Genomic DNA, 11,962 nt, shown 5'->3' with positions numbered 1-11,962 from the left:
AGCTTTAGCGCTTCGAGTACTGCGGAGCCTTGCGGGCCTTCTTGAGACCGGCCTTCTTGCGCTCCTTGACGCGGGCGTCGCGCGAGAGGAAGCCGGCCTTCTTGAGGGTCGGGCGGTTGTTCTCGGCGTCGATCTCGTTCAGCGCGCGGGCGATGCCCAGACGCAGCGCACCGGCCTGACCCGAGGGGCCGCCGCCGGAGATGCGGGCGATGACGTCGTAGCCACCCGCGAGGTCGAGCACCGTGAACGGGTCGTTGATGAGCTGCTGGTGCAGCTTGTTGGGGAAGTAGTCCTCGAGCGTGCGGCCGTTCACCGTGATGGTGCCGGAGCCGGGGATGAGGCGGACGCGCGCGATGGCCTGCTTGCGGCGGCCGACGGCGGCACCGGGAACCGACAGCACCGGGCGGGGCGCGGCAGCGGCCTCGACCGGAGCGCTCTCGGTGGTGTAGCTCTCCGCGTTGCCGAGGGTGTTCTCTTCGATGGAGTCAGCGATCTTCGCCATGAGTTGTCCTTATATCTCTCGGCGCGCTTACTGAGCGACCTGGCCGAAGGTGTACGGGGTGGGCTGCTGGGCCGCGTGCGGGTGCTCGGCGCCCACGTAGACCTTCAGCTTCGACAGCTGCTGGCGACCCAGGCTGTTCTTGGGGAGCATGCCGCGGATCGCCTTCTCGACGGCGCGGACCGGGTTCTTCTCGAGGAGCTCGGCGTAGGAGGTGGCCGTGAGCCCGCCCGGGTAGCCCGAGTGGCGGTAGGCCATCTTCTTCTGGAGCTTCTGACCCGTGAGGGCGACCTTCTCGGCGTTGACGACGATGACGAAGTCACCGGTGTCCATGTGGTTCGCGAAGGTGGGCTTGTGCTTGCCGCGGAGGATGGCGGCGGCGTGCGAGGCGAGGCGTCCGAGAACGACGTCGGTCGCGTCGATGACGACCCACTCGCGGGTCACTTCACCGGCCTTGGGGGTGTAGGTGCGCGTCACAGTAGTGCTGCTTTCTTGATTCGAACGGAGAGGTTCGTGAATCCCGCTCCGGGGTGGTTCGCTGCGCGCATACGAGATACGGGCAGGTGAACACGCCAGTGGAGGGCTCACGTTCGTGGCGTCGGCCGCAGGCAGCACGAGCACCAAAGGGAAAGTCTACGCTACGAGCTCATCACAGCCAAACCGGCCGAGAGGACGCGGACGGGACGGTCCGGAACGTGCCGTGAAAAAAGGGCGACCGAGGAGTCGAAGGGATACTCCGGCTCCTCGGTCGCGGCGGCCGCACGCGGGGGGTCGGCGACCGCCAACCGGTCGTGTGGGGACACTACCGGGGGTTGGGGGGGACAGGCTCTGCGGGCGAGGCTCACTGTTCCTGTGTTGTCTGTCACCAGACTATCGGTCGGATGCCGTCTGCACCGCAGGTTGAGCCGGAGAAGCGGGCACGGAATCCAAGCCCGCGGCGAACTGCTTGAGCCACGGGCGCAGCTCGGGACCGAGGTCGTCGCGGTCGCACGCGAGCTGCAGGATCGCCTTGATGTAGTCGACACGGTCACCGGTGTCATAACGGCGCCCGCTGAAGACGACGCCGTAGACGCCGGGCCCGTCCGCATCGGCCGCGAGCTCGCGAAGCGCATCGGTGAGCTGGATCTCGCCGCCCTTGCCGGGCTCGGTGTGCGCGAGCACTCCGAACACCTCCGGACCCAGCACGTAGCGGCCGATGACAGCGAGGTTGGAGGGGGCAACCTCGCGGGCGGGCTTCTCGACGAGGTCGAGGATGCGGACCGATCCGTCATCGCCGCGAGCTCCGACGGTGGCGACACCGTAGAGATGGACCTGTTCGGGATCGACCTCCATGAGCGCGACGACGGCACCGCCGGTGCGCTCGTGGACCGCGAGCATGGTCGGAAGGAGCGGGTCGCGCTCATCGATGAGGTCGTCGCCGAGCATGACGACGAACGAGGAGTCGCCGACGTACGAGGCCGCTCGCGACACGGCGTGCCCGAGCCCGCGCGGTTCGCCCTGACGGGTGATGTGGATGTCGGCGAGCTGCGACGAGTGGGCGACCTTGCCGAGCTTTGCGGTGTCGCCCTTCGTCGTCAGCGCCGTCTCGAGCTCGGGGACCGAGTCGAAATGGTTGGCGATGTTGTTCTTGTTGCGGCCGACGATGATGAGCACGTCGCGGATGCCGGCGGCCACCGCCTCTTCGACGACGTACTGGATGGCCGGCTTGTCGACGACGGGCAGCATCTCTTTGGGCATCGCCTTGGTGGCGGGAAGGAACCTCGTGCCGAGGCCCGCAGCGGGGATGACGGCCTTGTAGCGAAGGGACATGCGATCTCCTGCGGGGCGTGAAGGGGGGTCTGCTCCGAGGCGCGCAGCGACGCGCGCGTACGGCGAGCATAGCGCCCGCAGAAGATCGCTCTGTGTCGGCCGGGCGACGGCCAGATGACGTGCCGACTCAGGCCGGGGCGGCGATCCGGGTCGTCGGCACGGTCGATTCGAGCACGACCTCGCGCCCGTCCTGATAGAGGAGCGTTCGTCCCGCGAAGGGCCGCATGGGCATGACCGCGCGAGGCAGCTCACCGGCCGATGCGACGCGCACGTGAAGGTCTCCCCCGGCATCCGTGGAGATGTCGATCCGTGCCGCGCGCGCACCGGAGTGCTTGACCGCGTTGACGAGGGCCTCGTTGACGACCTCCGAGACGATGGGGGCGGCCTCGGCACCGTCCACGGCCGACGCCGCGGCGTCGTCGATGCGGGTCTCCAGCACCATGATCGGCTCCCACCCCGCCAGCATCCGCCGCAAGGCGCCCACCGTCTCGATCTCCGACGTCGGCACGGGCACGAGCACCTCGTCGAGCGCCCGGTCGGTGTCGACACGGAACTGCGCGATGTCGTCGGCCGTCGGCGGATTCTCGTCGACGCGAGCGGCGAAGATCACGCAGAGCCCCTGCACGCGCCCGTGGAGAGTGGATGCCGCATGCAGCAACGGAGCCTGCGCTCGCCGCACGCGGTCGGCGAACTCGCCCGCGGCGCGGGCGAGCTCTCGGGTGGCATCGGCCTCGTCGGTGCGTGCCCACCGATACGTGTCGATCGCGAGGGAGAGGACGATGGCCGTGAGCGTCATGGCGAACACGGGGATGATCATCAGCGCCCCGGTCGCCGGGAGCAGGAGACGCCCCACGACCGCGGACGTCATTCCCGCCAACGTCCACACGAGGAGGAAGATGACGCCTCGGCTACGTCGGGTGTGGATCGGCACCGCGCGCAGCACGGCGCCGGCAGCCAGATCGAGCAGGAAGACGGCGACGCCGGCGATGACGACATCGGAGACGTCTCCCACCGTCAGCAGATACGGCGCAGCCATGAGCAGGTAGAGCGCCCCGACCCACAGCAGCGGCGTCGGCTGGAGCCGCTCGAGCCCGTGACGGTGCCGAGTGGCGCGAGACCGCGGCACCGACAGCGCGGGAACCGGCGCACTGGCGGCGGCCATCTCCTCCAGGCGGTGGCTCGCGGCGCGCACGCGTTCGGAGAAGTCGCGCACGGCGTCGAAGTCGATCACCCGCGCCAGCATGGCGTTGCGCTCGGCCCGAAGCTCCGCGACGAGGCTCCGGATGACCAGACGTGCGTCACGGTCGCCGGTGACGACCTGCTTGGTCGCGGCATCCAAGCGGCCCAGAGCGTGGGCAAGACGGTCGGCGGTCGCACGCGTCTGTTGATACTGGGTGGTGGTGATCGCGACGAGGGTGAACAGACCGAAAGCCACGATGACGTTGGTGCCGATGCGCGCCGCCCACACGCCGCCGGAGCGGCCGTTGTAGAGGAGGTGGATGAACGTCTCGTTGAGGATCGGACGCGCGGTCGCGACGAGCAGCAGCGTGACGGTGACCAGGAGCGCACGAGAGCGGTGATCGCGCATTCGGCGTTCGGCGGCAGCCACGGCGAGAACGGGAAGGGCGAGGACGGCCCAGCTGAGCACAGCCGCGGCAATGCCTTGCACATAGCCGTCACGGGTGCCCTCGACGATGGCGACGAGCAGGAGCGCCGAAACGGGCAGCGACACGACAGCGCTCCAGCGCGTGAAGAAGCGACCACTTCCGGCGGTGTCCCAATACGCTGACACCATGTTGATCGCGCGCGGCTCACGCCGGGCCATCAGCTCAACCCCACCATTCCTACCCCCAAGTAGTAGTCAGTGTAGCCATTCGTCTACATGGAGGGGAGAGGGAATTCCTTATAATCCGCCGGTATTCTCGTCGCGACGGGGCGACCCGGTAGAAGGGAAGCCCGATGACGAAAGACGCCGGTTCTGCCCCCTTCGGTCGGCGTCTCGCGCCGACCTGGCAGACGCGACTGGCGCGGTGGGGGCGAAGTGCCCGGGCATGGCTGTCAGCGTACGTGATCGCGCTCGCGCTGATCGCGTTCTGGCCCGTTCCCGTCGACTCCGGGGCCGGGCCACTGCTGCGGGCGGTGACGCGGCTCTTCCCGCTGCTGACCTACGCGCGGATCGAGTTCGGCGCGAACATCCTGCTGTTCGTGCCGCTGGGTTTCCTTCTGACGCTGATTCTCGCGCGCGATCGGTGGCTGGTGATGCCGATCGCGTTCCTTACGACCGTCACGATCGAGACCGGCCAGGCCATCGCGCTGTCCGCGCGGACGCCGAGCGTGCTCGACATCATCGCGAACACGGCCGGGGCCTGCCTGGGCATCGTGCTCGCGGTCTTCGCGGAGACGCTCGCCGGGGCGCGGACGGACCGTCCGACGACGTAAGTGCTCGACCGTCGGACGGAGGGATGCGGTCGCCCCGCGCCAGCCCCCCGGCAGGGGCAGGGCGACCGCCTTCCCGTGGTGACATCTGGGGTTCGTCACCGCATGGGGATGGGGCACGCCCATCATCGACCACCGGAGGCGACTCGTGGGGCTATATGAGAGGAATCTCACCCACCGCGTTCGCGAACTCCGATCCCCCGTGCGCGAGATACGCGCGCACGGCATCCACTCGGGCGTTGCGCGCGGAGTCGGACCCGACGCCGAGCACGGCGTAGGCCGCCCGCAGGTGCGCTTCGACCGAGCGCGGCGAGAGGGCGAGCCGCCCGGCGATCGCCGTGTTGCTGAGCCCCTCGGCGACGAGGGCGAGCACCTCGCGCTGACGGGCGCTGAGGCGGCAGAGGGGGCTCTCGCGCCATTCGACGCTCTCCGCCCGGATGGCGGGGTCGAGTACGCGACGCCCGGCGGCGACCGACCTGAGGGCGTAGATGAGAGCGGGGGATGTCAGCGAGAGGTTCTTGGAGAGCACGGCCCAGCCGGCCGCGTCTTGCGCCGGCACGCGGCGCAGGAGATCCCGCGTTTCGGGCGCCGCGAGCACGACGATCCCGAGGCGGCTCGATCGGGCACGCAGAGCTTCGCCGAGCGGAACCCCGCCGCCGTCGGGAACGTGCGGGCCGATGAGGGCCACATCGATCGCACGTTCGGTCGCCTCGATGGCGGCGCGGGCAGAGTCGCAGAGCGCGACGGCACGCATGCCCGACTGCTGATCGATGAGGCGTGCGAGCAGATCTCGAAGGAGGGGTTGCCCTTCCACGACGAGGACGCGCACCGAGCGCGGCCGGTCGGTCACGCCCGGCTGGTGGCGTCGCCGCCGCGGTGCGTGGTGGTCGCGAGGTACCGGGCGACGGAGATGTCACGGCCGGCGAGACCGGCGGCGCGGCCGGTGATGCGACTCCAGAGGCTGGGGGCGACGCGCACCATCGTGATGCCCTCGGCGCGCAGCTGGCGGGCCGTGGGCGGGTCGAGGTAACGGCGCGAGGGCGCGGGCTGCCAGTGCGCGTTGACGTAGATCTCCACAATGCGAGCGTCGCCGGCTCGACTCATCGTCACTCCTCATTTCCCCAAGATGCGACCCGCCGACCGCAGGCCCGGCGCATCCGGCGAGGGAGGCGCAGCGCTGCAGAAAGTGCTCCGTTCCCAGAAACGGGTCGGTCGCGCCGGCCCCAAGACCGGACGCAGCATCATTGTGTCGCAGCGCGAAAGAGCGCATCGTCCGATATCCGCGATTTCACGAGAGTTTTACGCGAAAGCACGTAAACCGACAGACGACCAAGGGTCGGCCCGTCGCGGTGGGAGCGTTCCCGCGTCGGCAGATTGTCACGGCCTCCCCCGCTGGCTGCGCAGCGAGGGGCGGAGTTGACTCGACGCATGAGCGCGTACCCTGCGTCGGGGATCGCGGCGCCCGCGCGGCGAGGCACCGTGGCGGTGTTCCTGGGCGTCACCTTCGCCGTCACCTGGGGGCTGTGGCTGCCGCTTCTCATCGACGCGCGCACCGCGCCGTCGGGCACGCTCGACACCGTGCCGGCCACCTTCTTCGTCGCGTCGGCGGGACCGGCGGTCGGAGCCGTAGCGGCGACCTGGTTCGCGGCGGGGCCGGCGGCCGTGGTGAGGTGGGCACGACGCATCCTGCGGCTGCGGTTCCGCGGTTTCTGGTGGTTCGCCGCCCTGGGGATGCCGGCGCTGTACTACCTTGTCGGCTTCTTCACCGCCGCTTTCGCCGAAGGCGGCTGGCCCGACCCGGCCGCCTTCGGCACCACCGGCAAACTGCCGGGCCTACCCTGGCCGCTGGTCGCACTGGTGTGGGCGGCGACGTTCGGCCTCGGCGAGGAGGCCGGGTGGCGCGGATGGCTGCTCCCCGTGCTCGCGGAGCGCGTCACGGTGTTCTGGGCGTCGGTGCTGGTCGCCGCGGTCTGGATCGTGTGGCACGCTCCGGCGTTCTTCTTCAATCCGACGTATCAGGCCATGGGCGCCGGCATCGTCGGCTGGATGCTGGCTCTGGTGCTCGGATCGTTCGTCCTGTCGTGGATGACGGCCGGCGCACGGTGGAGCATCGTTCCCGTGGTGCTGTGGCACGCCGGCTTCGATCTGCTGACCGCAGCGCATCAGTCTGCGGGAGTGATCGCGTCGACGATCAGCGCGGTCGTCATGGTGCAGGGGGCGGTGTGTGCGGCGCTGCTGTGGCGGAGGCGGATGCCGCGGCATCCCCGGCACTCTCCTCGCTCAGCGGCAGCGTGAGCTTCAGGCGGGCGCCGGTGCGCGAGCGCCCGCCGTGGAGCGTTGCGAGCACGAGCTGTCCGCCGAGCACCTGCGCTCGTCGCCGAAGGCGCGCCAGCCCCGACAGCGCCGGTGTCGCCGGCGGCGCGGAGCCGGTGTTGCCGACCACGACGAGCAGGATGCCGCCGCTCTCGCGCGCCGAGAAGACGACGTGGTCGGCCGAAGGGGCCGAGCAGCGCGCGATGTCGATCACCGCCCGCCCGTTCCGAGATCAGCGCGGCGCCCGGCGGGGCGCGGTGATCGTGGCGCGCGATATGACGACGGTGTTCGAGGCGTCGCGGATCCGTGACGACTTCCTGCGCGATGCGGCCCACCGCCTGCGCGGTCACCTGACGACGGTGGCCGGCTATGCCGAGCTGCTCGAATCGCACTCCCCGGCCGGTGAGATCGGCGGGCGGCTGAGTCGGGCGACGGAGCAGCTGGTCGACGTGGTGGACGATCTGTTCCGCACGGCTCGTGAGGACGTCGCGCGGTCGATACCCGCTACCGAGGTGTCGGCGGCCCTCTCTGACGTATGCGCCGTGTTCCTCGGCGTTGCAGGGGCCCGAGGGGTGACGCTGCCGGTGATCGATGAGGGCTGCGGCAGCGTGCGGTTCGAGCAGACGCAGCTGCGTCAGGTGCTCGCCGACCTGTTGTCGTATGCGATCGGCCACTGCCGTACGGCGGGCCGGATCGTGGTGCGAGCACATCGCGATCATCACCGCACGACGGTGTCGGTGGCCGACGACGGGCGGCACACGACGGACGAGGAGCGACGGCGACAGCTGGCGCACCTCACGGGCGCTGCCGATCACCGCACGGCGACGCGAGATCCGGCGTTCGCGCCGCGCCATGCCGTGCGGGCGAATCAGGCAACGCTGCCGGTGCGGCCCGACCACCCGGTCGGCACGACCGCGAGTCTGGTGATGATCGCCGTCTGAGTCAGCGTGCGTGCAGCAGGGTCACGCCACGGGCGGCGAGTGCGCGTGCGGTCGGGTCGGCCTCGGCGGCGTCGGCGATGATCGCGGTGACGGCGTCAAGAGCGAGCACCTCGTACCGAGAGGCGGTGCCGATCTTCTCGTCGCTGCCGAGGACATAGGTGTCGGCGGCGCGGGCGGCGAGCGCGCGTTTCATGGCAGCTTCCTCGGCATCGCCGGTGGTGAGCCCAGCAGTGGGATGGATGCCGGTGACGCCCACGAAGAAGAGGTCGGCGCTGATGCGGCCGGCCGCTTCGACGGCGGCGGCTCCGCAGGCCACGGCGGAGTGCTTGAACAGCTGACCGCCGATGAGGAAGACGTCGACGACGTGGTCGAGGAGGGCGGCGGCGATGGTGGGGCTGTGGGTGATGACCGTGCCGGGCTGGGTGCGCGGGAGCGCGTCGACGAGGGCGAGGCTGGTCGTGCCGCCGTCGAGGATGACGGTGGCGCCGGGTTCGATGAGGGATGCCGCGACGGCGGCGACGCGACGCTTGCTGTCGGGGGCGACGGCGGTGCGGGAGGCGTAGTCGACGACGGCGGGCGAGGCGGGCAGGGCGCCGCCGTAGACGCGCACGGCGAGGCCGGCGGCATCGAGGTCGCGCAGATCGCGGCGGATGCTGTCTTCGGAGAGGCCGAGCTCGGCGGCGATCTCTTTCGCGACGATGCGCCCATCGCGGCGCAGGCGGTCGAGCAGGAGGTCTTTGCGGGCAGCGGCGAGCATTCACGTTCTTTCTTGTTTTTGCACGTTGTGTCTTAGTGTAGCCGACATGAGTACGTCGTTGATGATCTTGATCGCCTGCCCCTACGCGTCCGGCACCGATGGTGACCCCGCGCTGGTGGCGAAGAATCTGAAACGGCTCGAGACGGCGGCGTGGCCGCTGTTTCGAGCCGGTCATCTGCCGATGATCGGCGAATGGGTGGCGCTGCCGGTGCTCGACAGCGCGGGGGCGACGGGCCCGACCGACCCGCTGGCCGCGGAGGTGATGTACCCGACGGCGGAGCGCCTGCTGCAGCGCTGCGATGCGGTGCTGCGCCTGCCGGGAGCGTCGCGCGGTGCGGATCAGGACGTCGCGATCGCCGAGGCGCGCGGCCTGCCGGTGTACTGCGCCCTCGAGGACGTTCCGGGCGTGACGGCGTCGACCCTGTCGGAGGGCGCCGCACCGCTGTCGTGACGCCACCGCGCAGCGGTCGTGACGCCACCGCGCCGCGGTTCTGACGACCGCGCGCCGGTGCACGGCATGCCGGACAGCCAGCGTGCGGATCAGAACGGCGGTGCGGTGTCGGTGGGTACCGGCGGTGGCGCGGGACTCATGACGAACGCGACCGGCGGCACGGGTGCGTCTTCGCGGTAGAGGCGGCCGGTCGGAGATGTCCATTCCAGAACGCCGCCGGGATGTTGTCGCACCCTCCACGCGGTGAACTGCTTCATCGAATGGTGCCGCTGGCACAGGTGGGCGAGGTTCCACAGCGCGGTAGGTCCACCTCGGGCATGGTCGATGGTGTGGTCGATCTCGCAGCGGATGGCCGCGCGGCGGCATCCGGGAAAGCGGCAGTGCTGGTCGCGGGCGCGCAGGAATCGCCGCTGCGGTACGGCGGTGCGGTACCGGTCGACCGCGATGACGGTGCCGTCGACGGGATCGGTGAGCACGCGCGCGAGCGAGTGGGTCTCGGCAGCGAGGCACCGCGCGGTGGCGGCGTCGATGGGTGCGCGCCCGACCAGGTCTACGGGCCCCTCGTCGGCGCCGAGGAGCGTGAGGGCGGGCACGATGACCTGCACCTGGGCGCGGATCGCACCGAGCGTTCCCGGCCCGTCGCCGCAGGCGGTCGGATCGAGCGCCGGCGCGCCCGTCAGCAGCAGGTCGCTGAGCACGTCGGCACGCACCTGATCTGTGGTGCGCGGATCGTCGTCGTCAGGAGTGCGCGCATCGATGATGACCGTCGCCTGCTGCGTGAGGCGGTCCATGACCCCTTCCGCGATGACGGTCGGAACCGTCGCGATGAGGTCGGACATGCCCTCGGCGCCCGGCACCACACGCACCCGTCGGCCGCGGCTCGCCTCCGCGTGCCGTTCGGTGAATGAGCGCTCGGCGCAACGTTCGGCGAGGATCTCGACTGCGGAACGCACCCGGTTGGGGGTGTCGCCGGCGCACAGCCGAATCGCCTCCGCCTCGAACGGGGCCTTGCGATCGGCAGGCACGCACGCCCCGGCATCCAGGATCACGCGCACGTGGGCGCGGGTGAGGCGCCCGGCCTCCCACGCGTCGAGGGTGGCAGGGTAGCTCTCGACGAGTTCGCGTGCTTCTCCGATGCGCTGCTGCACCGTGCGATCGGTCACCCGCATGACACCGCCGAGCTCGGCGGCGATCGAGCGCAGGGCCATGTCGTGCACGCGCACCGAGCCCCGCTGGGTGGCCGCTTGACGCTCGGCGAGTTGCCCGGCCCGCGCGAGCAGCCGCACCTCAGCCACCTGGGCCGCCGAGACCTCTGCCAGCACCGTCTCGGTCTCGGCGACCAGAGCCGCGAGCGCGGACAGCTGGTCGCTGTCTTCGCTCATCGGCGTGGTCTCTTCCATGCCTCAAGGGTAGCGATACCCTCGGACATTTGTTCGAATGAAGAGACCCCGTGCAACGCACGCGCCTTCTCCCCCGCCGTTACGCGTCAGCCGTTGCAGGCCCAGCCGTCTCCATCGCCGTCGAGCTTGTAGATGTCGCGGCCGACGACGCGGGCGACGCCGTCGAAGTAGGCGGGGCCGTTGCCCTTTCCGCCCGCGCAGTCGACGTCGCTGGCGATGGACACGCAGGCGTCGGCATAGTTCGGGTCGCAGCCTCCGGGCGCGGCGGCGGGCGGAGGAGCGGCCGGCTCGACATACGTGCCGACGGACGTCACCCCGGTGACGGGCGGCACGGTGACGGTGTCGGAGACGAGTTCACGCTTCGTCTCCTTTCCGTCGGTGAGGGTGACGCGGTAGGTGCGCGTGCGTTCACCGTTCTGTCCCGCGGTCGTGACCGCGCTCTGCCCCTGCGCCATCGTGGAGTCGTCCACCGACGTGCGCTCGAACGGCACGGCTTCGGTGACGGCCTCGTCGCGGGTGGTGACGACCGGCGTGTGCGTCGGCGTGGGCATGCGGGTGGCGGTGGGGGTGGATGCCGCTGCCGTGCCGGTCGCCGCGACGAACGCGACCGCACCGTTCTGTTCGGCCGCCGAGCGTGCGGCGAGCGTGGCCGCACTGACCGCTCCCCCGACGAGCGCGATGCCGAGCACCGCCGCCGCGCCGACGATGATGCTCGTGCGGCGAGAGAGTTCCCGTCCCGGACGCTTGGCCGCGGTCACCGCGGTGTCTGCGGATGCCGCGGCCCCGGTCTTCTCGGCGACGTGCGCAGTCCACGCCGTGCCGTCCCACCACCGCACCGTGTCTGCTTTATTCGGGTCGGGGTACCACCCCGGTTGCACGTTCGCCATCGACTCTCCCCAGCTCGATCAGAACGTACTCCTACCCGCGTAATCACGGCAATGGGAGCGGTACCGTGAAAAAACCTCAGGCAGCGAGATCGCTCGCGGCGCCGATGGTCAGCACGGCACCGGACGCGAGAAAGGCGATGGTGGTCATCCAGGTGCCCCAGGTCTGAGGATTGCGGGGACGCACCGCGGCGAGGGCCGGCGCGAAGCCGCAGACGAATGCGACGAACGCGACGATGGTCACCGCGATCGCGAGGTCGTCACCCGGCTGCGCAGCGGGATCGAAGGCGCGCGCGATGCTGATCGCGGCGGCGACGACAGCGACGACGGATGCCGCAGCCGACAACCCGCTGAGCACGCGCGAGAGCGGCGGGATGTCATCAAGGTCGCGTCGACGCGAGATCGGCCCGTCTGCGAAGACCAGGAAAACCGAGGCCAACGCCAGCACGATCGTTGCGATGAACGTCACGCG

15 protein-coding genes are annotated in these 11,962 nt (G+C 70.3%); 4 read left to right on the top strand and 11 right to left on the bottom strand.

Features of this window, described 5'->3' with window-relative positions:
* Window positions 1–4: 4 nt before the first annotated feature.
* The 4 genes from rpsI to JOE53_RS01650 form a co-directional block, all read right to left on the bottom strand.
* Window positions 5–502, bottom strand: coding sequence for a 30S ribosomal protein S9 (gene rpsI / locus JOE53_RS01665; RefSeq protein WP_061682875.1), 498 nt, complete (start codon window positions 500–502; stop codon window positions 5–7).
* 27 nt (window positions 503–529) lie between these two features.
* A complete protein-coding gene (rplM, locus tag JOE53_RS01660; RefSeq protein WP_005050409.1) occupies window positions 530–976 on the bottom strand; it encodes a 50S ribosomal protein L13 in 447 nt (148 codons plus the stop codon).
* Between the two features lie 393 nt (window positions 977–1,369).
* Window positions 1,370–2,308: a UTP--glucose-1-phosphate uridylyltransferase gene (locus JOE53_RS01655; RefSeq protein ID WP_204946558.1), complete on the bottom strand. Its 939-nt coding sequence runs from the start codon at window positions 2,306–2,308 to the stop codon at window positions 1,370–1,372.
* 127 nt (window positions 2,309–2,435) lie between these two features.
* On the bottom strand, window positions 2,436–4,133 hold the full coding sequence (locus JOE53_RS01650) for a sensor histidine kinase (protein ID WP_204946557.1): 1,698 nt from the start codon (window positions 4,131–4,133) through the stop codon (window positions 2,436–2,438).
* A gap of 134 nt (window positions 4,134–4,267) precedes the next feature.
* Here JOE53_RS01650 and JOE53_RS01645 point away from each other — a divergent pair, with 134 nt between their 5' ends.
* Window positions 4,268–4,747, top strand: coding sequence for a VanZ family protein (locus tag JOE53_RS01645; RefSeq protein ID WP_233449456.1), 480 nt, complete (start codon window positions 4,268–4,270; stop codon window positions 4,745–4,747).
* A 151-nt stretch (window positions 4,748–4,898) separates the two neighbouring features.
* On the opposite strand, the gene JOE53_RS15060 is transcribed toward JOE53_RS01645, so the two are convergent.
* Both JOE53_RS15060 and JOE53_RS01635 read right to left on the bottom strand, forming a co-directional pair.
* On the bottom strand, window positions 4,899–5,594 hold the full coding sequence (locus JOE53_RS15060) for a response regulator transcription factor (RefSeq protein WP_204946556.1): 696 nt from the start codon (window positions 5,592–5,594) through the stop codon (window positions 4,899–4,901).
* Entirely contained in the window at window positions 5,591–5,848 is a 258-nt protein-coding gene (locus JOE53_RS01635; protein ID WP_112932452.1) for a hypothetical protein, read from the bottom strand. Before JOE53_RS01635 ends, JOE53_RS15060 begins: the two co-directional genes overlap by 4 nt.
* A 324-nt stretch (window positions 5,849–6,172) precedes the next feature.
* Between JOE53_RS01635 and JOE53_RS01630 the strand changes: the two genes are divergently transcribed.
* Window positions 6,173–7,039 (top strand): CPBP family intramembrane glutamic endopeptidase, encoded by an 867-nt coding sequence (locus JOE53_RS01630; RefSeq protein ID WP_204946555.1) that lies wholly within the window; start codon window positions 6,173–6,175, stop codon window positions 7,037–7,039.
* Here the strand turns inward: JOE53_RS01630 and JOE53_RS01625 are convergent.
* The gene (locus JOE53_RS01625) at window positions 6,948–7,271 is read right to left on the bottom strand and encodes a sensor histidine kinase (protein ID WP_233449455.1); all 324 of its coding nucleotides are present in this window, start codon (window positions 7,269–7,271) and stop codon (window positions 6,948–6,950) included. The genes JOE53_RS01630 and JOE53_RS01625 overlap by 92 nt on opposite strands.
* Here JOE53_RS01625 and JOE53_RS01620 point away from each other — a divergent pair.
* The gene (locus JOE53_RS01620; protein ID WP_233449454.1) at window positions 7,261–7,998 is read left to right on the top strand and encodes a sensor histidine kinase; all 738 of its coding nucleotides are present in this window, start codon (window positions 7,261–7,263) and stop codon (window positions 7,996–7,998) included. The genes JOE53_RS01625 and JOE53_RS01620 overlap by 11 nt on opposite strands.
* Before the next feature lies 1 nt (window position 7,999).
* Here the strand turns inward: JOE53_RS01620 and JOE53_RS01615 are convergent, their stop codons facing one another.
* Window positions 8,000–8,755 carry a DeoR/GlpR family DNA-binding transcription regulator gene (locus JOE53_RS01615; protein ID WP_204946554.1) on the bottom strand — a complete coding sequence of 252 codons (756 nt, stop codon included), beginning with the start codon at window positions 8,753–8,755 and terminating at the stop codon, window positions 8,000–8,002.
* 46 nt (window positions 8,756–8,801) lie between these two features.
* Between JOE53_RS01615 and JOE53_RS01610 the strand changes: the two genes are divergently transcribed.
* Window positions 8,802–9,206, top strand: coding sequence for a DUF4406 domain-containing protein (locus JOE53_RS01610; RefSeq protein WP_233449453.1), 405 nt, complete (start codon window positions 8,802–8,804; stop codon window positions 9,204–9,206).
* A gap of 89 nt (window positions 9,207–9,295) precedes the next feature.
* Here the strand turns inward: JOE53_RS01610 and JOE53_RS01605 are convergent, their stop codons facing one another.
* From JOE53_RS01605 to JOE53_RS01590, 3 genes are all read right to left on the bottom strand, one after another.
* Window positions 9,296–10,606 (bottom strand): HNH endonuclease signature motif containing protein, encoded by a 1,311-nt coding sequence (locus tag JOE53_RS01605; RefSeq protein WP_204946553.1) that lies wholly within the window; start codon window positions 10,604–10,606, stop codon window positions 9,296–9,298.
* A gap of 86 nt (window positions 10,607–10,692) precedes the next feature.
* Window positions 10,693–11,493 carry a G5 domain-containing protein gene (locus tag JOE53_RS14630; RefSeq protein WP_233449452.1) on the bottom strand — a complete coding sequence of 267 codons (801 nt, stop codon included), beginning with the start codon at window positions 11,491–11,493 and terminating at the stop codon, window positions 10,693–10,695.
* Window positions 11,494–11,569: 76 nt separating this feature from the next.
* A complete protein-coding gene (locus tag JOE53_RS01590) occupies window positions 11,570–11,959 on the bottom strand; it encodes a hypothetical protein (protein WP_204946552.1) in 390 nt (129 codons plus the stop codon).
* Window positions 11,960–11,962 lie beyond the last annotated feature (3 nt).

It is taken from the genome of Microbacterium laevaniformans (genome assembly GCF_016907555.1).
Taxonomy (GTDB): Bacteria; Actinomycetota; Actinomycetes; order Actinomycetales; family Microbacteriaceae; genus Microbacterium; species Microbacterium laevaniformans.
Note: the sequence above shows the minus strand (reverse complement) of the source record. Positions and strands in the feature narration are given on the sequence as shown.